The sequence below is a fragment of the Vibrio sp. Isolate33 genome (assembly GCF_022397895.1).
GTDB lineage: Bacteria > Pseudomonadota > Gammaproteobacteria > Enterobacterales > Vibrionaceae > Vibrio > Vibrio pomeroyi.
The window spans coordinates 107,536-129,901 of record NZ_JAKEUP010000012.1; the positions used below are offsets into that span (position 1 = coordinate 107,536).

General features: G+C 44.9%; 18 protein-coding genes. 8 read left to right on the forward strand and 10 right to left on the reverse strand.

What is annotated here, in order from left to right:
* Positions 1–108: 108 nt before the first annotated feature.
* Positions 109–2,160, reverse strand: a complete 2,052-nt coding sequence (locus tag L1D37_RS16680; RefSeq protein ID WP_239848525.1) for a DEAD/DEAH box helicase — start codon at positions 2,158–2,160, stop codon at positions 109–111.
* Positions 2,161–2,468: 308 nt separating this feature from the next.
* Here L1D37_RS16680 and rnb point away from each other — a divergent pair, with 308 nt between their 5' ends.
* Together rnb and L1D37_RS16690 are read left to right on the forward strand one after the other, a co-directional pair.
* Positions 2,469–4,475 (forward strand): exoribonuclease II, encoded by a 2,007-nt coding sequence (gene rnb / locus L1D37_RS16685; RefSeq protein ID WP_017633339.1) that lies wholly within the window; start codon positions 2,469–2,471, stop codon positions 4,473–4,475.
* A gap of 141 nt (positions 4,476–4,616) precedes the next feature.
* Entirely contained in the window at positions 4,617–5,447 is an 831-nt protein-coding gene (locus L1D37_RS16690) for an AraC family transcriptional regulator (RefSeq protein ID WP_239848526.1), read from the forward strand.
* A gap of 97 nt (positions 5,448–5,544) precedes the next feature.
* On the opposite strand, the gene L1D37_RS16695 is transcribed toward L1D37_RS16690, so the two are convergent.
* Positions 5,545–5,907, reverse strand: coding sequence for a DUF3024 domain-containing protein (locus L1D37_RS16695; protein WP_239848527.1), 363 nt, complete (start codon positions 5,905–5,907; stop codon positions 5,545–5,547).
* A 253-nt stretch (positions 5,908–6,160) separates the two neighbouring features.
* Between L1D37_RS16695 and L1D37_RS16700 the strand changes: the two genes are divergently transcribed.
* Positions 6,161–6,976, forward strand: a complete 816-nt coding sequence (locus L1D37_RS16700) for a phosphate ABC transporter substrate-binding protein (protein ID WP_239848528.1) — start codon at positions 6,161–6,163, stop codon at positions 6,974–6,976.
* A gap of 91 nt (positions 6,977–7,067) precedes the next feature.
* Here L1D37_RS16700 and L1D37_RS16705 read toward each other — a convergent pair whose 3' ends face one another.
* From L1D37_RS16705 to L1D37_RS16715, 3 genes are all read right to left on the reverse strand, one after another.
* A complete protein-coding gene (locus L1D37_RS16705) occupies positions 7,068–7,754 on the reverse strand; it encodes a MaoC family dehydratase (RefSeq protein WP_123300660.1) in 687 nt (228 codons plus the stop codon).
* 349 nt (positions 7,755–8,103) lie between these two features.
* Positions 8,104–11,256, reverse strand: coding sequence for an efflux RND transporter permease subunit (locus L1D37_RS16710; RefSeq protein ID WP_239848529.1), 3,153 nt, complete (start codon positions 11,254–11,256; stop codon positions 8,104–8,106).
* 11 nt (positions 11,257–11,267) lie between these two features.
* Positions 11,268–12,404 carry an efflux RND transporter periplasmic adaptor subunit gene (locus L1D37_RS16715; RefSeq protein ID WP_239848530.1) on the reverse strand — a complete coding sequence of 379 codons (1,137 nt, stop codon included), beginning with the start codon at positions 12,402–12,404 and terminating at the stop codon, positions 11,268–11,270.
* A gap of 526 nt (positions 12,405–12,930) precedes the next feature.
* Here L1D37_RS16715 and L1D37_RS16720 point away from each other — a divergent pair.
* Positions 12,931–13,374, forward strand: a complete 444-nt coding sequence (locus L1D37_RS16720; RefSeq protein WP_017058015.1) for a cytidine/deoxycytidylate deaminase family protein — start codon at positions 12,931–12,933, stop codon at positions 13,372–13,374.
* Positions 13,375–13,490: 116 nt separating this feature from the next.
* On the opposite strand, the gene L1D37_RS16725 is transcribed toward L1D37_RS16720, so the two are convergent.
* The 3 genes from L1D37_RS16725 to pepT all read right to left on the reverse strand — a co-directional run bounded on the left by L1D37_RS16725 (position 13,491) and on the right by pepT (position 16,246).
* Entirely contained in the window at positions 13,491–14,333 is an 843-nt protein-coding gene (locus L1D37_RS16725) for a mechanosensitive ion channel family protein (protein WP_213865138.1), read from the reverse strand.
* 136 nt (positions 14,334–14,469) lie between these two features.
* On the reverse strand, positions 14,470–14,937 hold the full coding sequence (locus L1D37_RS16730) for a DM13 domain-containing protein (protein WP_239848531.1): 468 nt from the start codon (positions 14,935–14,937) through the stop codon (positions 14,470–14,472).
* 76 nt (positions 14,938–15,013) lie between these two features.
* Positions 15,014–16,246: a peptidase T gene (gene pepT, locus L1D37_RS16735; protein WP_239848532.1), complete on the reverse strand. Its 1,233-nt coding sequence runs from the start codon at positions 16,244–16,246 to the stop codon at positions 15,014–15,016.
* Positions 16,247–16,594: 348 nt separating this feature from the next.
* Between pepT and L1D37_RS16740 the strand changes: the two genes are divergently transcribed.
* The 3 genes from L1D37_RS16740 (at position 16,595) to L1D37_RS16750 (ending at position 19,070) form a co-directional block, all read left to right on the forward strand.
* Positions 16,595–16,741 carry a hypothetical protein gene (locus L1D37_RS16740; RefSeq protein ID WP_008215590.1) on the forward strand — a complete coding sequence of 49 codons (147 nt, stop codon included), beginning with the start codon at positions 16,595–16,597 and terminating at the stop codon, positions 16,739–16,741.
* A 366-nt stretch (positions 16,742–17,107) separates the two neighbouring features.
* Positions 17,108–18,160, forward strand: coding sequence for an aldo/keto reductase (locus L1D37_RS16745; protein ID WP_239848533.1), 1,053 nt, complete (start codon positions 17,108–17,110; stop codon positions 18,158–18,160).
* Positions 18,161–18,335: 175 nt separating this feature from the next.
* A complete protein-coding gene (locus tag L1D37_RS16750) occupies positions 18,336–19,070 on the forward strand; it encodes an RNA methyltransferase (protein ID WP_239848534.1) in 735 nt (244 codons plus the stop codon).
* Between the two features lie 194 nt (positions 19,071–19,264).
* On the opposite strand, the gene fdxA is transcribed toward L1D37_RS16750, so the two are convergent.
* Complete coding sequence (fdxA, locus tag L1D37_RS16755; protein ID WP_017631334.1) at positions 19,265–19,588, reverse strand: ferredoxin FdxA; 324 nt, start codon at positions 19,586–19,588, stop codon at positions 19,265–19,267.
* Between the two features lie 253 nt (positions 19,589–19,841).
* On the opposite strand from fdxA, the gene L1D37_RS16760 reads away from it, so the two are divergent.
* On the forward strand, positions 19,842–21,473 hold the full coding sequence (locus L1D37_RS16760; protein ID WP_017631335.1) for an NAD(P)/FAD-dependent oxidoreductase: 1,632 nt from the start codon (positions 19,842–19,844) through the stop codon (positions 21,471–21,473).
* 81 nt (positions 21,474–21,554) lie between these two features.
* On the opposite strand, the gene bluB is transcribed toward L1D37_RS16760, so the two are convergent.
* Positions 21,555–22,223, reverse strand: coding sequence for a 5,6-dimethylbenzimidazole synthase (bluB, locus tag L1D37_RS16765; protein WP_239848535.1), 669 nt, complete (start codon positions 22,221–22,223; stop codon positions 21,555–21,557).
* Positions 22,224–22,366: the final 143 nt, after the last annotated feature.

Below are 22,366 nucleotides of genomic sequence, written 5' to 3' on the forward strand. Positions count from 1 at the left end.
TGCGGGCAGCACAATCGGAAAGATGAATAAGCAGGCACAAAAAAGCCGAGCATTACGCTCGGCTTTTAAATTCAGTGTCTAGACTAAAGCGTCTAAGCAAAAGGTTGATTAACCTTCGTTACGCTCTGGACGACGACCACGGTTACCGCCGCCGTTACCATGGCCACGTTCGCCACGGTAGTTACCACGGTGATCGCCACCACGGTTACGGTCGAAACGACGCTCGCCATCACGGCCGCCTTCACGGTTACCATCGCGTGCACCATCACGGTTGCCACGGTATCCACCACGACCGCCTTCACGGTTGCCACCTTCGCGGTTGCCGCCTTCACGGTTACCACGGTAGCCGCCGCCATCACGACCGCCACGACCACGGTTGCCATCACGACCGCCGCCGCCACGACGAGGCTCACGGAAGTCGTTGAAATCAACAACAACAGCGCCAGCTTCTTTTTGACGAATACGTAGTTTGCTTAGCTTACCAGCAGTTTCAGAGTTCATTGCTTTTGGCAGTTGAACGTAAGTAGAACCTTGGTCTAGCTTGATAGCACCGATAGAACCTTTAGTTAGGCCAAGTTCGTTTGCTAGTGCGCCAACGATGTCTTTAACCTGAACGCCTTGCTCACGGCCAACTTGTAGTTGGTAAGTATCCCAATCTTGCGTATTGAAGTTGCGATCGCCACGACCATTTTCACGGTCTTCACGACGCTCTTTGCGACGGTTCTTGTCACGCTCAATAGCAGCGATCATTGGGTCTTCGCCAACGTAGAATAGTGGGCTCTTACCTTGCTGACGCTTAAGAAGCATTGCAGCTAGAGTAGCAGCATCAACTTCTAGAGACTCTTGAAGTGTAGAGATAAGACCTGCAAAGTTTTCTAGAGCTTTGCTTTCTTTCTCTGTTTCAAGTTCAGCGCCAAGCTTAGCAACACGTGCTGCAGCAACTTGGTCACGTAGAGGAAGTTGGATTTCTTCCATAGATGACTTAGTTACGCGCTCGATAGTGCGAAGCATGCGAATTTGGTTAGTGCGAACTAGTAGGATCGCTTTACCTTTACGTCCAGCACGGCCAGTACGACCGATACGGTGGATGTAAGATTCAACATCGAATGGGATGTCGTAGTTGAATACGTGAGTGATACGTGGAACATCAAGACCACGAGCTACAACGTCAGTTGCAACTAGGATGTCGATAACACCTTGTTTGATGTGATCAACAGTGCGCTCACGTAGAGACTGAGGAATATCACCGTGCAGTGCAGCAGCTTTGAAGCCACGTGCAGATAGCCAATCAGCTAGACGCTCAGTGTCTTGACGAGTACGAACGAATACGATTGACGCGTCAGTTTCTTCAGTTTCTAGAAGACGAGACATTGCTTCGTCTTTTTCTACGCCTTTAACAACCCAGAAGTTCTGCGCTACTTTGTCAACTGTGTGGTTAGTACCAGCAACGTCAACTTTTGCAGGGTTACGTAGGTAACGATCAACAATAGTCTTAACCATTGGAGGCATAGTTGCAGAGAAAAGTACACGTTGTGCAGTTTCTGGAGCTTGCTCTAGGATCCAAGTAACGTCATCTACGAAGCCCATTTTTAGCATTTCATCTGCTTCATCAAGAACAAATGTGTGTGCTTCATCTAGGTGTAGACGGTCACGAGTTAGTAAGTCTTTAACACGACCTGGAGTACCAACAACAATGTGAGCACCGCGGCTTAGAGCGCGCATTTGGTCAACGATTGATGCACCACCGTAGATTTCAATAACCTTAAGACCTTTGATATCACGGCCAAGGTTTTTGATTTCTGCAGCAACTTGAATCGCTAGCTCACGAGTAGGAGCCATGATGATTGCTTGTGGTTTGTGTTGGTTTAGGTTGATTTTGTTAAGTAAAGGCAGAGAGAATGCTGCTGTTTTACCAGTACCAGTCTGTGCTTTACCTAGTGCGTCACGGCCTTCAAGTAGAAGAGGAATAGCTGCTGCTTGGATTGGAGTCGGAGAAACGAAACCCATGCTATCAAGAGCTGAAAGAATGTTATCGTTTAGGGCTAATTCATTAAATTGAATTACAGATTCGGACATTGGGATCCCACTATATATAAGTAAACAAAAGGTCCCGGGAGCTCTATCAATTCCAATACTGATCCAATCAGATACTGATTCCATTCAGAGTTACGAAGCAGTAATAAAACACTTCAAGCCATTAGGGACGTCTAAGGGAGGCGGATTATTCCCTAAATGCATAAAAAAAGCCAGAAAAAATTGAAATACATCACATATTTTTCGGTTTTATATCAATACTGGCTATCATATCGTCAAAACTTGATGAATATCTCGTCATAGCGAAGGACATCCACCAAATTGACCTAGTTAAATAAGCCGACAATTAATTTACGCTCACCTCGGCTTTAAGTAGTAATCGGGCCTCGCAATGATTATAGTGTGCTCAATTGTTCTCGTTAGATAAAAGTAAGATGTTTCAAGATAATCCTCTACTCGCTCAGCTCAAGCAGCAAATCCAAGAAACCCTCCCTAAAAAGGAAGGTACTATCAAAGCCACTGAAAAAGGCTTTGGTTTTCTCGAAGTTGATAGCAAAACAAGCTTCTTTATCCCGCCTCCGTACATGAAGAAATGTGTTCACGGTGACAAGGTGATTGCCATCATTCGCACCGAGAAAGAGCGCGAAGTAGCAGAGCCAGAGGAATTGGTTGAACAAGGTCTTACTCGCTTTATTGCACGAGTTAAACTGTTCAAAGGCCGTTTGAACGTTGTTCCTGATCACCCGCAACTGAAAAAGCTGCAACTTAAAGCGAAAGCAATGAAGGGTTTAAACCCTGAAACGCTTAAAGAAGGTGACTGGGTTGTTGCTCACATCGTTCAGCACCCATTAAAAGGTGACAACGGCTTCTTGGCTCAGATCTCTGAAAAAATCACAGACGCTGATGACAAAATCGCACCTTGGTGGGTAACGCTGGCACAGAACGACCTACCAAACAGCGAGCCTGCAGGCATCGACAACTGGCAGATCAATGATGACGCCGATCTTGAACGTGTAGACATGACTCACGTACCTTTCGTGACTATCGATGGTGAAAGCACAAAAGATATGGATGATGCGCTTTACGCGAAGAAGAAAGAGAACGGTGATTTTGAACTGACGATTGCGATTGCTGATCCTACGGCTTATATCTCTCCTGATGATGCAATGGATAAAGTGGCTCGTGAGCGCGGTTTCACGATTTACCTTCCGGGTCGTAACATCCCAATGTTGCCTCGTGACCTTGCAGACAACTTGTGTTCACTTATCGAGAACGAAGTTCGCCCTGCTCTATGCTGCACAGTAACGGTATCTAAAGATGGCGTTATTGGCGATGACATCAACTTCTTCGCTGCAAACATCAAGTCTCACGCTCGTCTTGCTTACGACAACGTATCAGACTGGCTAGAAACGGGTGCTTCAGAGAAGTGGCAGCCATCCGAAGAGATCGCTGCGATTGTTTCTGACCTTCACCAATTCGCTCAAGCACGTTCAGCATGGCGATCAGCAAACGCTGTTGTGTTCCCTGACCGTCCTGACTACCGCTTTGAACTGAGCGAAGATAACGATGTTGTAGCTATTCACGCAGACATGCGTCGTAGCGCGAACAAGTTAGTTGAAGAGTCGATGATCAGCGCAAACATCTGTGCAGGTCGAGTCTTAAAAGAAAGCTTCAACCAAGGTGTGTTTAACTGCCACTCTGGTTTCAAGGCTGAGAAAGTTGCTGACGTTCTTGAACTGGTGAACCCGCAAGCGGAAACGCCATTCACTGAAGAGCAAATCGTTTCTCTTGAAGGATTCGCAACGCTACGCCGTTGGTTGGGTTCTTTAGACAACAGCTACTACGACAACCGTATTCGTAAATTCCAAGCGTACAGCGAGATCAGCAATGAGCCTGCACCACACTACGCTATGGGTTTAGACATTTACGCGACTTGGACATCTCCAATCCGTAAATACGGTGACATGATTAACCACCGCATGCTTAAAGCGCACATCCTAGGTAAAGCGCCAATTCAAACACCGGATGAAACCATCGGTGATGAACTTGCCCTGCACCGCCGTCACCACGGTATGGCTGAGCGTAATGTTGGCGATTGGTTGTATGCTCGCACTCTGGCGAACGCTCCAGCAGAAGAAACTCGCTTCCAAGCAGAGATCTTCGACATAAACCGGGCAGGTATGCGTGTTCGTTTACTAGAGAATGGTGCTGCGGCATTTATCCCTGGTTCTCTCATTCTTGATAATAAAGAGAGAATCGAGTGCAACAGTGATATGGGCACTGTATCTATCGATAAAGAAATGGTATACAAACTGGGAGACGTTTTAGAAGTAGTTCTCTCAGAAGTTAATCAGGAAAACCGTAACTTAGTCGCTAAACCGACTCAAGTATTTGCGGACTTGCCTAGCGAGCCTGAAACAACAAACGAAACCGAAGCTTAAGACCTTTAACGGTTACAGCTTCAAGGTTCACTTCTAAAGGCGCTAATTATTAGCGCCTTTTTTGTAAATGTCTCATGCTTAAACAATACTTAAAAAAAACAATCAATAAGCAACCTATTTACAACGTCAAAGAAGCGCACTATGTCATCAATCACAGTTACTCAGTTCAGAAACTTCATTCCCAGGAAACGAGAACGCTATCCCGCCTCTAAAAACGGTATTTTCATGGTATCGAAGGGCAGCATTTCTTTCGTGCTACCCAATGGCACTGAAGCTTCGTTACAAGCGGGTGATTTCACACTTTACAACTCTGGTCAGATTAAAGACATCACGGTTAACACTGAAAATGGCGAATTTAGCGCAACCTGCTTAGATTTCGACTTGGCTATTTTTCAGAAGTTCATCAACCAATTCAGCGATCTAGAATCCACTCGAATCCCAGATAAATACATCAAGTTCAATCAAACTGATACTGAAATCTACCAGTTGAAAGAGCTCATCATGTCGCTCGCCAATTCTTCTTCTCAGAATGACTACGCACTCACTCAACTAGGCTTAAGTTTGCTGTCACTGATGGTAGAGCAATACCCTGCCCTTTTGGTCATCATTGCTCGAGCTTCGAGATTAACCGTGACGCAAAAAGTCATTCACTACATTGAGCAGAACATAGAAAACAACATCTCTTTGGACACGCTCGCGAGTTACATGGGAATGTCGCCAGCAACGCTTAAACGTCGTTTGTCTGCGGAAGACCTGTCGTTTTCGAATCTACTGAAGATCAAGCGAATTGCCCACGCCGCTACGCAATTAAGAACATCGGATAAATCGATCACTCAAATTGCTTATGAATCAGGCTTTAAAAGTGCCGCTCACTTCAGTACTGCCTTTAAAACTTATCACGGAAAAACGCCAAAAGATTTCCGTTCGTTAATCGCACGAGCGCAACAACAAGGCATTAAACCGCCAATCTAATGTGTAGGGAAACAAGTTAATAAGGCGCAAGTGGTAAAGCTTTAGCGTTGCGCCACTCACTATGAGGTAATGCCACCAGCGACGTTGAAGTGATCGGTTATGACCAAAAATACGACTTAGGATCTTTTTCTATTTCAGCCAGAATAGCATCAAGATCCTTCGATTTAGGAAGGTAGGGATAAGGTCCCCAATTCACGGAATCAGTTTCGGCATCGTCTTCAAGCGGCACCATCACCAGCCAACAAGATAACGATTCATCAAAGGTCACGCAGGCGATCTCGTTTGTATAATCACAATGAGATGAGTCGAGCAGATAATGCGCCTGAGAAAACAGCACACCGCCCTCACACTCTTCATATAGGGATTTGCCTAGCTCTACCGGTAAATTGCTATTTCGAGAAGTACAGAGCCTCTCAGCTCCAATTAAAAGACGATTCAGTTCTATATGAATAACGGACATAACACCCCTTGTAACTTCATAGAAACTTCTAAGTAGTGAATTCCTCTACTTAGCTTAGGACTCAACGAACATTTTAGCGAACCAGCGAAAACAAAATAGCCGCCCCGCTCCCAGAAACGAATCCTTCTTATCCAAAGTTATCTTACTTTCAAAAACGAACCCGGCAGCTATACATCGAGCGTATAGAATTTCACAAAAGTGTCATATAACCGACCTATCATATGCGACAAATGTTATTAACTAGGAGTTGTTTATGTTACGAGTCGCGCTTGCCTCTCTTTTATCCTTAGCCCTGTCTTCTCACGCTGCTTTTGCACAAGAAACCAATATTTCGGGCTCCACTTCGGTATCACGAGTGATGGATGTATTAGCTGAGGAGTACAACAAGACTCACCCTGATAACTACATTGCGGTTCAGGGCATCGGTTCTACAGCGGGCATTACCATGGTTAATAAAGGTGTGTCTGATATCGGTATGAGCTCACGCTACTTAACGGATCGTGAACAGAGCGACAAACTGAAAGTGTTCCCGATTGCTTTTGATGGCCTAGCTGTCGTAACCAACCGTTCGAACGGTGTAAGTAACGTTACTCGCGAGCAGTTATTCGATATCTACAAGGGCAAAATCACCAACTGGAAAGCCGTAGGTGGTGCAGATCAGCCTATCGCAGTTGTGACTCGTGAAGCGTCTTCTGGTTCACGTTACAGCTTCGAGAGCCTGCTTGGTTTAACGAAAATCATTAATGACCGTCTAGTGTCTGACATCAACCCAAATAACTTGGTTGTAAACAGCAACAGCATGGTAAAGACGATTGTTAACCATAACCCACACGCGATTGGTTTTATCTCTGTAGGTTCTATCGACCGTTCGATTAAAGCAATCACATTTGAAGGCGTAGAGCCAACATCTAAGAACATTGCCAACCACAGCTATGAACTGGCTCGCCCATTCTTATTGCTGCACAAAACACATTCTGTTTCTGAAGAAAGCAAAGACTTCATCAAGTTCGTGAAGTCAGAGCAAGGGCAAGATCTTATCGAAGAGTACGGCTACACTCGCATTAAATAAGTGAGTGAGTTTTATCTTGTGAAAACAAAAAGAGAGAGCATTATGCTCTCTCTTTTTTTAAATCTTTATAAATCGCTTGTTTACAAACCAATTAGAAGTGAAGTTGAATCACCGAAACGATAACAGCACCAGGACGACGAATCCCTTCGATTTCTACACGGATTTCGCGCTCAATCTCTAGGCCTTTCTTAATTGGCGTCACTTTTGTTAGCGTACTTTTAGCACGAACGTTGCTGCCTGATTTCACAGGGTATGGGAAACGTACTTGGTTAAGACCAATGTTTACAACCATCTTCGCTGTTGGGAATTGAGACTTGTCAGGGTCAACGCTGTCAGTCAGGCGAGGAAGCAAAGACAAAGTTAAAAAACCATGTGCGATGGTTGTTTTGAACGGAGAGTCTGTTTCTGCCTTCGAAGGCTCAGTGTGGATCCACTGCATATCTTCAGTCACAAGGCCGAACTGGTTAATACGGTCTTGACTTACATTGATCCAGTCGCCAGTATGGATAACTTCACCGATCTGCTGATTAAGCTCGTCAAACACAAGCTGTGCTTCAGGCTTTAATACGATCGGTTGCTCCACAGGCATCTCTGGTGCATCTTCGTTTACTGCAGGTTTGTGGTGATCACGAACCCACGCAAAGAAATGGCTATTTTGCGTACGATTAAGAAAGTCACCCCAGTAATCTCTAAGAGCTGGAGACATCCATTGCATAAACTCTGAGTGTTGCGAAGACACGCTGTCGCCTCGGTGTTTAAATAAATCAATGACTTTCATAAGAACCTCAATGCACAAAAAATTTCAATATAACTTCGTAATTTTGAAACACTTCACACTATTGTGCAAATGTTTTCGAGCATACACCCGTTAGCTGAACCTTGCTATTTTTATAATAAACAGACACTTACTAATAAAACATCATTTTATTACAAAACCCAATTTAGAGTGTTAGCTCTATCACATAATAAACATTTGATTATATAAATAGCGTTTTTATTCACAAGTGGAATAAAAAAAGGCTTAGCGCAATGCTAAGCCTCAGTTTTTATAAGGGATTAATTTTCACAAGGGATTCGTTTGGGGCTTACTTTTACAAGAAAGCCACCTCCCTTCAAATTAACTTATCCTATTCGTCATCCAGTGGAATCAACTTGGTATTACCACCGTGTGCCTTCTCACGCTTACGTTGCACGAATGCGTAGAAGCCAGGGATTAGGAACGTACCCGCTAGTAACACACATAGCAGACCACCAATCAGTGAAATACCCAGAGAGTTCTGGCTCACGTGACCGGCACCCGCAGCGAAGATAAGCGGGAATATACCTAAGATGAACGACCAAGACGTCATGTTTACAGCACGGAAACGTAGCGTACCGCCCTTCACTGCCGCATCTTCGATTGGTGCGTCTTTCTCTTCACGTTCTACTTTCGCGAATTCCACAATCAAGATTGCGTTCTTCGCGGCCAAGGCTATCAAGAGAACCAAACCAATCTGTGCATATAGGTTCAACGGTGTGCCTGTTAGGTTCAACGCCAAGAATGAACCTAAGGTTGCGACAGGTACTACTAAGATAATCGCAATCGGTATGGTCCAACTCTCATACTGAGCCACCATGAACAAGTAGATGAAGATCAGTGCCAATGCGAAGGCAAAGATCGCTTGGTTGCCCGCGAGTACTTCTTGGTAAGCCATACCTGTCCATTCGTACTGGTAGCCTTGTGGCAGAACTTCTGCAGCCACACGTTCCATCGCCGCAATCGCATCACCACTTGAGTAACCCGGTGCTGGTTGGCCTTGGATTACTGCGCTGCGGTACATATTGTAACGCCATGCTACATCAGGTTCGAAGATCTGGTCGTAAGTAACAAGCGTACTTAGCGGGATCATCTCACCATTAGACGAACGTACGTGGAATCGTTGTAGATCGTCCATGCTGCTACGGTGATCACTGTCAGCTTGCATGGTTACGCGGAAGTTCTTACCGAACATGGTGAAGTCGTTCACGTACAACGAACCAAGGTTACCTTGTAGTGTTTGGAAGATTTCCGACAGTGGAATACCTAGTTGCTGCGCTTTCTCACGGTCAATGTCGACATAGTAATGAGGCACGTTCGCACGGAAGGTACTGAATGTGTGTGAAATCTCAGGCTGTTTGGTCGCCTCAGCAATCACGTCATTCATTACCATCGCAAGATCAGTACGGCTACGACCTAACGTATCTTCAAGAACGAACTCAAAGCCAGACGCTGCACCCATACCCGGTACTGCTGGCGGTCCCATCGCAAATACAATCGCCTGAGGCAATTCTGTTGCCGCTCGACCATTGATACGCTGTGAGATAGCCTGCGCTGAATGTTGACCATCCAGTGCGTTACGCGTGTCCCAATCATGAAGCTTGATGAACATCGACGCACCATTCGATGCAGATGCACCTGTCATGAATGCGTAGCCGTTAACCAGTGTTACACCATCAACACCCGGCTCTTGCTCAACCATCTCTAGCAATTGCTCAGTCACATCTTCTGTACGAGACAGTGATGCCGCGTCAGGAAGCTGCACGTTAACCAGCAAGATACCTTTATCTTCTTGAGGTACAAACGCCGTAGACGTTGTTTTCGCGAAGTAAGTAACAGCAGCCAAAGCAACAACGAAGAAAGTGAACAGCAGAACGCCTTTCTTAACCAAGAAGCCAGCAATTTGACCGTATTTGTTAGTAACGGATTCTAGACCACGGTTAAACGCTTGGTACCAACGAGCTGTGTTACCACCACCCTGCTTAAGAACCAATGAACACAATGCTGGTGACAACGTTAATGCGTTAATAGAAGAGATAACAACGGCGATACAGATAGTCAGAGCGAACTGACGATACATGATGCCGGTAATACCTGGCAGCATCGCCACTGGGATGAATACCGCAAGTAGAACCAAGGTAGACGTAATGATCGGGCCCGTTACTTCTTTCATTGCGATAAGCGTGGCTTTACGCGGTGAAATCGTTGGGTCTTTGGCCATCGTGGTATCAACATTCTCGATAACCAAGATCGCATCATCTACTACGATACCAATTGCCAGTATTAAACCAAACAGGGTTACCGTGTTGATGGTAAAGCCCGTCATCTGCATAATGGCAAACGTACCGATCAAAGATACTGGAATCGCGACTACTGGAATCAAGGTTGCACGCGCACTACCCAAGAACAGGTAAGTAACTGCTATAACCAGCAAGATAGCTTCGATCAGCGTTTTTACTACCCCTTTGATCGACTCAGCAACGAAGACTGTCGTGTCGTAACTCGCTTCATAAGCAACGCCTTCAGGGAAGTTTTTGCTTAGGTTGTCGAGCATCGCCATTACGGCTTTACCACTTTCCAGTGCGTTAGCGTCTGACTGAAGTGACAGTGTTACGATCGAAGCATCTTGACCACGGTATTTACCATTACCATCGTAGAACTTTTTACCAAGCTCAACACGTGCAATGTCTTTTAGATAAACCGTTGAACCGTCTTGAGTTGCACGAAGAACAACATTTTCAAACTCATCAGCCGTTTCTAGTCGGCCTTTGGTTACCAAGTTGAACTGCACTTCTTGCGCGTTGTTATAAGGTGCAGCACCAATACGTCCAGCAGCAACTTGAACGTTCTGCTCTGCCAAGGCGCGATTCACATCAGAGGTGGTGATATTCAGGTTAGCCATTTTCTCAGGATCTAACCAAACACGCATCGCGTATTCGCCACCACCCAACACATTAACTTCACTAATGCCTGACACACGTGCCAATTGATCTTTAATGTTTAAGTTAACGTAGTTGATCAGGAATTGATCGTCGTACTCACCGTTTGGCGAATAGAAGTTCAATACCATCAAAAGGTCAGGTGAACGCTTTTTAACGGTAACACCCACCATTCTAACTTCTTGAGGAAGCTTCGATTCGATTTGAGCAACTCGGTTCTGAACATTGACCTGAGCCATATCTGGATCAGTACCAACATCAAAGGTCACATTAAGGTTGTATGAACCATCATTAGCACTCTTAGAAGACATGTAGATCATATCTTCAACGCCGTTAACCGACGTTTCTATGGGGTCGGCGATCGCCTGTTCTACTACTTCAGCACTTGCACCTGTGTAGAATGCGGTAACACTCACAGAAGGCGGGCTGATTTTTGGATATTCCGCCACTGGCAAGATAGCGAGAGAGATAGCCCCCGCCAACGTTAAGATTATGGATATTACAAGGGCAAACTTAGGCCTTTGAATAAAGAAACGACTCAACATAAATAAGCCCCTTACTCAGCTTTTTCAGCAGCAGGTTGAATGCGAACAGACATACCATTACGCACACGCTGTAAGCCTTGAGTGATAACTGCATCGTCCTTCTCTAGTCCAGAGTGAACAATCACACCACCTTCAACCTGACGACCCATTTCGATGTTTCTACGCTCAGCCACAGGAGCCGCTTCGCCTTCAACCAGTACCATAACAAAGTCGCCTTCAAGGTCGGTTTGAACCGCGCGGCGAGGAATGGTGACGACATCAATAGATTGCTTCTCACGCAGATCAACACGAACGTGCTGACCAGGAAGCAATTGCTGGTCTGGGTTATCGGCAATCGCGCGCATCGCGATCGTACCAGTGTTTAGGTTGATACGGTTGCCCAAGAAGTCGAGCTGACCTAGGTGTTCGAACGCTTCACCATTTTCAAGCATGATTTGCACTTCAACACGATCAGAATCGCTGCTGCCATCACCTTCAATACGATCCATACCTAACTCAATACGCTCACGCTCACTGATGCTGAACGATGCATGGATTGGGTCTAGGCTAACCAAAGTTGTCAGTACACCTGAAGACGGTGAAACCAGGTCACCTTTACTTACTTTAGTGTCACTGATTCTTCCAGAGAAAGGCGCGATAATTTGGGTGTGAGAAAGTTGGACATTCGCGGCGTTTAACTGAGCTTGGCTTGCTTCTAACTGTGCTTGAGAACCTAATAGGTTTGCCGTCAATGCATCAAATTCCGATTGAGAAATACTGCCCTTAGGAAGTAGGTTCTTACCACGGTTGAAATCAAGTTCAGCTTTTTTAAGGTTGGCATTCGCTTGAGCAACAGCCGCTTTCGCACTTGCTACTTCTGCTTCAAATGATGAAGGCTCAATTGAGTAAAGCAATTGCCCCTTCTCGACCATTTGGCCTTCTTTGAAGTGACGGCTTTGTAGATAGCCAGAAACCTGCGCCGTGATCGCCGTGTCTTCTACGGCTTCAATACGACCGATGTACGACTTACTTTGCTGGTGAGAAACAACGCTAACATCCTGTACAGCTACGAGAGGTAAAGGCGCTTGCTTGGCATTCTGAGCATCTTGCCCACATCCAGCAAGAATAAGAGAGCTTGCAAGAGCCGTAAGGATTAACTTTTTACGCATGGTTATACCGTCACTTATGAGAAATTGAACAGCATAAAAGTTACGTAACACAATTGCTTCAAATGTCCGAGGAATATCAATTATAACTCGCAAAAGTGTTTCAACGTGTAACGAGAAACCTGATGCTTATAAAACACTTACAAGTAGATAACAAAATCACCTCAAATGCGCCTTTCTCGCTATTAGGAGTTAGGGCGTGTTGACCTTTCGCGGTTAAATTTTGTTCGAGATAAAAGCGGTTTAATCGCGGCGAGGGGGAAGTAGCCTAGTCATTCTAAGCAAATCTCCCTCAACAAAGAGTAAAACGCTTTTAGCCGAACCCTTCGGGCAGCGTTTGCTGGTCATTTCTACTGCGTTATCGGCTTCTCATGTAGGCTAGCTACACATCGACGCCTCTGCCTTGTATAAACACCCAGCAACTCGCTGCAAAAATCAGCTCGAAAGGTCAACACGCCCTAGGTATATTGATTAACATCATGTATCTTCGTAGATAAGTATTCATATTTAATTACTTAAGGTAATTCACATGATTTCAAAATGGGCTAAACGTTTTTATCAAATGGCGGAGCTGGTTGGCTCTTGGAGTAAAGATCCATCCACTCAAGTTGGTGCTGTGATCACCAAACACAACCGTATCGTTTCAGTAGGCTTTAACGGCTACCCTCATGGTGTATCAGATAGTGCTGATACTGATGATCGTGAGATGAAATACCTAAAAACCTTACACGCAGAAGAAAACGCAATCTTGTTTGCTAAGCGTGATTTAGACAGCTGTGAAATCTGGGTGACTCACTTCCCTTGTCCAAACTGTGCAGCGAAGATCATTCAAACAGGTATCTCTGCGGTTCACTGCCCTGAGCAAAGTGAAGATTTCCTTTCTCGCTGGGGAGACAAGATCAAGGTAAGCCAAGATATGTTTGAGCAAGCTGGCGTTCAAGTCGATTGGTTACCAATTGCAGACTTAGACTAGCTTCGGTTGGTTACTCTGTTTATTGATTGATAAAAGACACAAAAAAGCCGAGAGTCGATGATATCGCTCTCGGCTTTCTTTTTATTCGGCTAGTTCATTCACAAATGAAGCGAAGATTATGCGGTAGCTGGAAACTCTTCAGCGTACGCTTCCATGAAGTCTTTGCGGATGTCTTGCTCTAGGTGAATCGCTTTTTCAGTTGGGCAGAAAATCATGAAGTGGACTTCTTGCTCACCCGTTGAACTGCTCGTGATGTGGATGTGCGGCTCAGAACCTGGAAGGTCGACGCCAGCGTGCTTTTCGATTACACCATTATAACGACGAGCAACATCAATAAACTCTTCACAATGCTCTTCAATTTTGACGATAAGACCCGGCACCATTGGGTACAGGTTAACGAAGTCTTTCACTGTCACTGTAAAGCTATGGTAAACGTAGCGCTTCATGAAGTTGAGGTTCTTTACAGGGTAAGTAAAGAACATACTGTTAGGCAGCGTAGCGGTCTTGCCAGTGAAGTGGTATTGACCATGATACAAGTCGATTTCTTGAATCACAGTCGCCATCAGATTGTGTTCAATCACCTCACCACTGATTTTACCCACCTCAATCCAGTCACCGATTCGGAATGAACGTGAACTCGCACGTTGAATCGAGCCAGTAAAACACAAGATGATCTCTTTCGAAGCCACAACTATCGCAACGGCAATCGCAGTCACAGACAGAGCAAACTCACTGATTTCAGATTTCCAGAGAATAAACAGCGTAATAACAATAATCGCAAAGGTGCCGTTTTTGGTACGGGACATCCAGTTACGTTGGTCTTCGCTAAGGAAAGCGACATCACCTCTAATTCGAGACAAGGTGATTCGGCGGATGATTAAAATAAGACTGATAATCAGCGCACTAAAAATAAACTTATGAGCGAGTAGAAAATCTATTACTTGCCACACTTTTTCCATTACTTAATCCTTAGCATTACAACAGTGAGCTTTACAACGATTAGCTTTACGAGAAAGCCGCTAATATCAGAGCTATGAAAAAGCGCTCAACTCCGGAGCGCTCATGTTCATTCTGGTACTAGCCTAGCTAAGGCTATCATTTTATCTGGGCAGAAGTAATAAATTGGCCAAAAGTTTCACACCAAATCACAACGGTATTAAATCGATTAAGATCAACACCTTCTGGGAGATCAACCATAAATCGGTCGAATGTTTTTACATCTCCAACTCTCAATAACTCACTCTTGCTGTCATTGAAGGCTTGTTCGGTTTCAATAAATTTTGGAGAGAGGTAAACCTTGTAGTCCGGCCCCGGCGCCAACTCGCCTTCAAACGCAATCGCATTTTCAGAAACCGAGACGATGCCTTCTCCCCAGTGTAAGAAATCACTATCTTGGCGATCTTTACTGAATTCGCCTGTATAAATAGCTTGTTGTGAGATAGCTTCAACTGAACTCGAAGATGGAGAATCAGGTTCAATCAAGATAGGCAATGCATAAACACCAAGCCCAAAACCAACAGCACCCACGGCTAAGTGGGTGCAAAGTAAAACTAACTTTTTCATCGCGTACTCCCTTATGCTTAAAGAGAGTATTATTGAATACTCTCAAAAATACAAAGAGATATCGCGTTATAGGCTGCTATTTCTGGTAATGCAGAGCAGTACGTTGAGACAGTTCAACAATCACTTTCACCGCTTGTTCCATACCTTGGATGGTAATGAACTCATGAATACCATGGAAGTTATAGCCGCCAGTAAAGATATTCGGACATGGTAGTCCCATGAACGATAGGCGAGCACCGTCTGTTCCACCTCGAATCGGTTTGATCATTGGCTCAACATCGCACTCGATCATCGCTTGCTTCGCCAACTCAATAATGTGCTGATGAGGTTCAACCATCTCTTTCATGTTGAAGTAGCTATCAGTCAGCACCAACTCAACATGCCCTTTATCTAAGCGCTCATTCAATTCATCGACTTTTTGCTGCATGAATGCTTTACGTACTTCTACGCCTTCACGCTCAAAATCACGGATGATATAACCCAATTCAGAGCGAGCGACGCCCATTTCAGCCGATTTTAGGTGGTAGAAACCTTCATAGCCTTCTGTGCATTCAGGTGTTTCTTGTGCTGGCATCATCAATTGGAACTGCGCTGCAATGTTCATCGAGTTCACCATCTTACCCTTTGCGGTACCCGGGTGAACGTTTACGCCGTGGCAGATAACATCAGCACTTGTGGCATTGAAGTTCTCAAACTCCAACTCACCGACTGGACCACCATCAATGGTGTACGCCCACTCAGCGCCAAACTTCTCAACATCAAACAGGTTTGCACCACGGCCGATCTCTTCATCTGGCGTGAAACCAATGCAGATGTCGCCATGTTTGATTTCAGGATTCGCCTTTAAGTAACCAATCGCGCTGATGATTTCAGCGATGCCCGCTTTATTGTCTGCACCCAGTAACGTTGTGCCATCGGTCGTAATAAGGTCATGACCATGCAAAGCATCAAGATCTGGGTATTGGCTTGGGTTTAAGCATTCTCCACTTGTGCCTAGCTCAATCGCTCCACCTTGGTAATCTTTAATCACCTGCGGTTTCACGTTCGCCCCTGATGCATCAGGAGCGGTATCCATGTGCGTGACAAAACCAATCGCAGGTACTGGGAAATCGACGTTCGACGGCAGTTTTGCCATCAAATATCCATTTTCATCTAAAGACACATCAACTAACTCTAATGCGATCAATTCTGACTTTAAGGCTTCAGCAAAGGTGATTTGACCCGGTGAACTTGGGCACTGCTTATTAGAAGGATCGGATTTGGTATCAAAAGTAACGTAATTCAGAAAACGTTCTACTAGCTTTTCCATAATTCATCTCACCATGGATTAAGTAATTGATTTACTGACCTAATTATTATGTAGATAGGCGATGTATTGTTAAATAAATACGTACGCAGAGTCAGTAGCGAGGTTTTTCATCTTACGCCCCTGACTATCTATGTAATTGCTCTAAATCATTATTGTGCGAAATTAGACGAGCTTCCTATACTGAAATCAGAGGGTTTCGTCAGTTCCAATATTGCATACGGATGATAAGCGATCGCTTTGTACGCATTCTACGCCCTTCGCTCTCAGCCTAAAAAAAGTACAAAGTGGATGATGATCACAATTTATCTCTGATGCAGAATCTGTCATACGTTACACGGAGACACAGTTATGACGATTAATAAGTATTTTATTTTTTCTCCTCAAGCCTCTGAGGAAGCACTTCAACCAGTATTGACTGAGAAAGAAGTTCAAAGGCAGGAAGCTCTAAGGCTCGCGCAATCCCAAGGTGGGTTTGATACCAACGCGACCTCGTAACTTGATAATACTCAGAACGTATTTATAGAACCCCTAATAAAGAGCTCTACTTCTCTATGATGTAGAGCTCTTTGTCTATAGACCTTTCTCTATTTCCGATTAGCCTTATTCAGGCGGCAGCCTATTCGCACTCTTTCCTTTCCGACCTTCGCCCATGCCTGTATCTATACCTGCCCCTATAGCTACTCAAGTACATCGCCATCTCACTCGTCACGCTGAGAAATGACTCATTAAACTTCCCCAAGCCATACCTTGTCGTGCCATTTTGTGCTAATAATTCATATTCGTTTTCATTCCTCACTCGCCCTCTTTTCAAATACTTTTATGCGAGTACCAGAGAACTTAACCACAGGAATCCCGAATTCAATGGAATATTCAAAACTAGGAAGTAGTCAAATTCCCGTTTCCCGAATCTGTCTTGGTAGCATGACTTGGGGGCTGCAAAATACGCAACAGCAAGCCGACCAACAGATCGAATACGCACTAAGCCAAGGCATTAACTTTATTGATACGGCAGAAATGTACGCGGTTCCGCCTTCTCCGGATACCTACGGCAAAACAGAAGCGATTATCGGTAACTGGCTGTCTCGTAATCCGCAACGCCGCCAAGAGTTAATCATTGCGAGTAAAATTGCAGGGCCAGGACTGCCTTGGGTTCGAGATGGTGGACCGATAACGGGTGAAGCCGTGATTGCCGCAGTTGATGCGTCATTACAACGACTGCAAACCGATTATATTGATCTTTACCAACTTCACTGGCCAAATCGCACCACACCTCACTTTGGTAAGCATTTCCCTAATCATATTCGATTCAGCGATATCGACCGAAAGCAGCATGAAGCGGAGATGTTGGAGATCCTTCAAGCATTAGCGAGCTGTATTAAAGCGGGTAAGATTCGTCACGTCGGCCTTTCAGATGACACGACTTGGGGCATTAATACGTACCTTAAGCTGAGTGAGAAGCACGATTTGCCGCGCATGGTCTCTATCCAGAATGAGTTCAACCTATTGCACGCGAAAGATTGGCCATATTTGATTGAGAACTGTGTGCATGAAGATGTCGCTTACCTGCCGTGGTCACCTTTGGCTGCAGGCATGTTAAGTGGTAAATACATTGATGGTGCAAGACCGGAAGGCAGTCGCTGGACTTACATGCAGCGTAAAGGCATTTTCCGTGACACTGAATCTGCAAACGAAGCGGTTAAAGGCTATGTGGAAGTGGCGAACGCACATGGGTTCACACCGAGCCAACTGGCATTAGCATGGTGTAACCAAGTCGACGGTGTTACCTCGGCCATTATTGGCGCAACCACCATGGAACAGTTGAAAGAAAACGTAGCAGCATTCAGCAAACCGCTATCAGAAGAGATTCTGACTGATATCAACACGGTGTTTAAGCGCTACCCTGCTCCGTATTAAGCTGTCAGTTCAACGTAACCTTAGGTAAGTAATCCCATAAGAGCGCGCTATTTAGTGCGCTTTTCTTTTTTAAGTGGGTTGCTTTTGCTTTTTATATGGATCGCATTGAGTCATCACGCTTTTGGTTATCCAACCTTTGCTCTATAATGCGCGGGCTTATATCTAGGATAAAAACATGATTTCAAAAAACCAATTAAAACTCCTTCGTGCTTTGGGCCAAAAGAAACAACGTAAAGCCCACGGCCTGTTTCTAGTTCAAGGTGAAAAGAACGTTCTTGAACTGTTCAATAGTGACTTAGTCGTAAAGAACGTCTTCGCTACTGCTGATTTCTTATCTGAGAATCACGCATCACTGATTGAGTTTGATTGTGTTGAAGCCTCACTAGACGACCTAACCAAAGCAAGCACTCTAGTAAGTAACAATGCAGCGATTGCTGTGGTTGAGATTCCAAAGGTTGAATTACCAGAAGCGAAAGGCTTAATGATTGCGTTGGATGGTGTTTCTGACCCAGGTAACCTAGGTACGATTATTCGCGTGGCAGACTGGTATGGCATTAAGCATATCGTTGCGAGCAGCGATTGCGCAGACCCATACAACCCTAAAACGATCAGTGCAACTATGGGTAGCTTTGGCCGAGTACACGTAAGCCAAACGGACTTACCAGCTTACTTAGAGCAAGCGAACCTACCGGTTTACGGCGCGTTTTTAGAAGGTGAAAGTGTTCATAAGACTGACTTCACTGCCAACGGTATTTTGCTGATGGGTAGCGAGTCTCACGGTATCCGTGAACATGCGGCTAAATTCGTGACTGACAAGATTACGATTCCAGCATTCGGTGGTGCAGAGTCACTAAATGTAGCGATGGCGACAGGTATTATTCTTGACAATATGCGTCGTCAAAATAGCTAATCAATTCAAAGTTAACGACTAGCCAGAACTCACGAATATAAAGAGCAAGATTCCCTATCTTGCTCGTCCCTCGCAGTAGGGAATGACGTGAAAATACAGTTTCGAGATAAGTTCATATCAGCCGTCATCCTCGAGAAGGAGGGACGACTGAGTCGGGGATCTTTTTTAGGTGAGGTTTATTTCAGATAGCAGAATTACTTTTCTAGCATTGCCAACTTATCAGACACACCATTCCACTTTTCAGCGTCATCCATTGGTGCTTTAACTTCCGTTTGCACAGGCCAAATCTCAGCAAGCTCAGCATTCACTTCGATAAAGATCTTTTGATCTTCTGGCAGTTCATCTTCTTGGAAGATCGCTTGAGCATCACATTCAGGTACACATAAACCACAATCGATACATTCAATTGGGTTAATTACCATGAAATTCGGGCCTTCATGGAACGCATCTGCGGGGCACACGGCCACACAGTCTGTGTATTTACATTGAATACAATTATCGCCTACGACAAATGCCATGATGCTCTGCTCTATAAGTTAGTCAAAATTGAAGAATGGGGATAATACTCATCCCAAAGCAAAATTCAACATCATACGGCTCTAATATCGTGTCTATTTGCTCCATGTTTCCAAATTAGTATGACAGATAAATCAATTTCTCGTAAAATGCGCGCCATTGTGAGCTTATCGCTTCTTTCAACCTCAGCGTTTTCATCAAACCTGAGTCTAGAAGTGGTCTAGCTAAGACACCTATAAAAAACGAGACATCGAAATGATACGTTTAACCGAAATTAAACTTCCACTAGACCACGAAGAGTCTGCCATTCAAGACGCAATTGAAGCGAAGCTTGGTATTAACTCTGATCAGGTACTTTCTTTTAATATCTTTAAACGTGGCTACGATGCTCGTAAGAAATCGAAGATCCTACTTATCTACACGCTGGATGTTCTCGTTGAAAACGAAGCTGAACTGCTAGAGCAATTCATCAGCGACCCGCACGTAAAAGTTACTCCAGACATGGAATACAAATTCGTTGCTAAAGCTGTTGAAAACCAAACTGAACGCCCTGTTGTTATCGGCTTTGGCCCTTGTGGTTTGTTCGCTGGTCTAGTGCTTGCTCAAATGGGCTTCAACCCAATCATCGTTGAACGTGGTAAAGAAGTTCGTGAACGTACTAAAGATACCTTTGGTTTCTGGCGCAAGCGCACGCTGAACACAGAATCAAACGTGCAGTTTGGTGAAGGCGGCGCAGGTACATTCTCTGACGGTAAACTATACAGCCAAGTGAAAGATCCAAAACACTACGGCCGTAAAGTAATTGAAGAGTTCGTTGCCGCTGGTGCACCAGAAGAAATTCTATACGTAAGTAAGCCACACATCGGTACCTTCAAACTGGTTACCATGATCGAAAAGATGCGTGCTTCTATCATTGAACTAGGTGGCGAAATTCGCTTCAGTACTCGCGTAGATGACGTTCACATGGAAGACGGTCAAATCACTGGCTTAACGCTTTCTAACGGTGAAGAGATTAAGTCTCGCCACGTTGTACTAGCAGTTGGCCACAGTGCTCGTGACACGTTCGAAATGCTACACGACCGTGGCGTTTACATGGAAGCGAAGCCTTTCTCTGTTGGTTTCCGTATCGAACACAAGCAATCAATGATTGATGAAGCTCGTTTCGGTAAAAACGCAGGCAACCCAATTCTAGGTGCGGCGGACTACAAGCTGGTTCACCACTGTAAGAATGGCCGCACTGTATACAGCTTCTGTATGTGCCCAGGTGGTACTGTGGTTGCTGCAACGTCTGAAGAAGGCCGCGTAGTAACAAACGGCATGAGCCAATACTCTCGTGCAGAGCGCAACGCAAACAGTGCGATCGTAGTTGGTATTGACCCAGAACGCGATTACCCAGGTGACGCACTGGCTGGTATTCGTTTACAACGTGAACTAGAAAGCGGTGCTTATGTTCTTGGTGGCGAAAACTACGATGCACCAGCACAAAAAATCGGTGACTTCCTGAAAGGTCGCGATCCAAGTGCAATCGGTGAAGTACAACCGTCTTTCACACCGGGTATCCACCTAACAGACATTTCAAAAGCGCTGCCTGATTTTGCTATCGAAGCGATTCGTGAAGCAATCCCAGCGTTCGAGAAGAAGATCAAAGGTTTCTCTACGCCAGACGGCCTACTAACAGGTGTTGAGACTCGTACGTCTTCTCCTGTATGTATCAAGCGTGGTAAAGACTACCAAAGCATCAACCTTAAGGGCTTCTTCCCTGCAGGTGAAGGCGCAGGCTACGCAGGCGGCATCCTGTCTGCTGGTATCGACGGTATTAAAGTCGCTGAAGCTTTAGCACTGTCTATGGCAGAACAGAACCAAGCTGAGAAAATTGAGATCGCTTAAAATCTCGGCTTAAAACAAATATCAAAAAGGGCTCAATGAGTCCTTTTTTAGATCTTAATATCAGTGTTTCTACTAAAGCAGTTACTTTCCACCTGTTTCTAACTGCTCAGGATTCCACTTACCTTCATGAATCGCTGAATTCACACCTCTTCTTGGTAACCAACCCATGGTTTCAAGTTCTGGTTTATCTTTAAAGTGATCAACGTAGCCGATACATAAGTACGCGACGATATCGATGTTTTCGGGGATACCTAATGCGTCTCGCAGTACTGAATCGTGGAGAATACTCACCCACCCTAATCCGAGATTTTCGGCTCTTGCCGCAAGCCACAGATTTTGAACCGCACAGACTGTGCTGTATAAGTCCATCTCTTGTTTGATGGTTCTACCTAGCACGACCTTTCCGGTTCGATTACGGTCGCAAGTCACGCAGATGCCGATAGGTGATTCAACGATACCTTCCAACTTTAAGCGCTTATACATCGCCTGCTTTTCATCGGTAAACATTTCAGCGGATTCTGCATGCGCTTGATTGAAGCCCGCTTTAATTTGTTGCTTGGTTTCGATATCACGAACAACGACAAAGTCCCAAGGCTGCATAAAGCCGACACTAGGCGCATGGTGCGCAGCGGTTAACACACGCATCAAAACGTCTTCTGGAATCTCATAAGGAAGAAACTGTCCACGAACATCTCGGCGAGAAAAAATCGTTTTATATACTGCTTCGCGTTCATTCGGCGTAATTTCCATACATCCCTGTCTTATCGTCGTCTTATTGAGCCAGTATTATCCAACTAAAGTGTCTATGTTACTAGCGGTACACAAGCAACATGGTAGAATGCCGCCATTAATCTTATCCTTGTATAAGATTGTTGAACCTTTCCATCGCTATT

Coding starts and splice junctions, on each gene's coding strand:
- L1D37_RS16740 (WP_008215590.1), top strand. CDS start 16,595: ATGACGATTAATAAGTATTTTATTTTTTCTCCTCAAGCCTCTGAGGAA.
- L1D37_RS16730 (WP_239848531.1), bottom strand. CDS start 14,937: ATGAAAAAGTTAGTTTTACTTTGCACCCACTTAGCCGTGGGTGCTGTT.
- L1D37_RS16710 (WP_239848529.1), bottom strand. CDS start 11,256: ATGTTGAGTCGTTTCTTTATTCAAAGGCCTAAGTTTGCCCTTGTAATA.
- L1D37_RS16700 (WP_239848528.1), top strand. CDS start 6,161: ATGTTACGAGTCGCGCTTGCCTCTCTTTTATCCTTAGCCCTGTCTTCT.
- L1D37_RS16695 (WP_239848527.1), bottom strand. CDS start 5,907: ATGTCCGTTATTCATATAGAACTGAATCGTCTTTTAATTGGAGCTGAG.
- L1D37_RS16715 (WP_239848530.1), bottom strand. CDS start 12,404: ATGCGTAAAAAGTTAATCCTTACGGCTCTTGCAAGCTCTCTTATTCTT.
- rnb (WP_017633339.1), top strand. CDS start 2,469: ATGTTTCAAGATAATCCTCTACTCGCTCAGCTCAAGCAGCAAATCCAA.
- L1D37_RS16680 (WP_239848525.1), bottom strand. CDS start 2,160: ATGGAATCAGTATCTGATTGGATCAGTATTGGAATTGATAGAGCTCCC.
- L1D37_RS16750 (WP_239848534.1), top strand. CDS start 18,336: ATGATTTCAAAAAACCAATTAAAACTCCTTCGTGCTTTGGGCCAAAAG.
- bluB (WP_239848535.1), bottom strand. CDS start 22,223: ATGGAAATTACGCCGAATGAACGCGAAGCAGTATATAAAACGATTTTT.
- fdxA (WP_017631334.1), bottom strand. CDS start 19,588: ATGGCATTTGTCGTAGGCGATAATTGTATTCAATGTAAATACACAGAC.
- L1D37_RS16720 (WP_017058015.1), top strand. CDS start 12,931: ATGATTTCAAAATGGGCTAAACGTTTTTATCAAATGGCGGAGCTGGTT.
- L1D37_RS16760 (WP_017631335.1), top strand. CDS start 19,842: ATGATACGTTTAACCGAAATTAAACTTCCACTAGACCACGAAGAGTCT.
- L1D37_RS16690 (WP_239848526.1), top strand. CDS start 4,617: ATGTCATCAATCACAGTTACTCAGTTCAGAAACTTCATTCCCAGGAAA.
- L1D37_RS16725 (WP_213865138.1), bottom strand. CDS start 14,333: ATGGAAAAAGTGTGGCAAGTAATAGATTTTCTACTCGCTCATAAGTTT.
- pepT (WP_239848532.1), bottom strand. CDS start 16,246: ATGGAAAAGCTAGTAGAACGTTTTCTGAATTACGTTACTTTTGATACC.
- L1D37_RS16745 (WP_239848533.1), top strand. CDS start 17,108: ATGGAATATTCAAAACTAGGAAGTAGTCAAATTCCCGTTTCCCGAATC.
- L1D37_RS16705 (WP_123300660.1), bottom strand. CDS start 7,754: ATGAAAGTCATTGATTTATTTAAACACCGAGGCGACAGCGTGTCTTCG.